A 291-nucleotide genomic window follows, 5' to 3' on the forward strand; every position below is an offset into this window, starting at 1 on the left:
CGAGGTCGCGTATGGTGCGTCGTACGTCGCGTGGTTCGCCGAAGAGGCGACGAAGGTCTACGGCGACATCATTCCGCAGACGCAGCGCGGCAAGCGCATGAGCGCGATCAAGGAGCCGATTGGCGTGGTCGCCGCGATCACGCCGTGGAATTTCCCGCTCGCGATGATCGCGCGCAAGATCGCCCCGGCGCTCGCGGCCGGCTGCACGGTCGTGGCAAAGCCCGCCGAGGACACGCCGCTCACGGCGCTCGCGCTCGCCGCACTCGCGCAGGAAGCAGGCTTGCCCGACGG

General features: G+C 69.8%; 1 protein-coding gene. It reads left to right on the top strand.

What is annotated here, in order from left to right; all coding sequences use genetic code 11:
• Positions 1–291: aldehyde dehydrogenase family protein (locus AB4Y44_RS42605; RefSeq protein ID WP_368702839.1), on the top strand; the 291-nt coding region annotated here is incomplete at both ends.

Origin of the sequence: Paraburkholderia sp. BR10937 (assembly GCF_040965695.1) — a bacterium.
GTDB lineage: Bacteria > Pseudomonadota > Gammaproteobacteria > Burkholderiales > Burkholderiaceae > Paraburkholderia.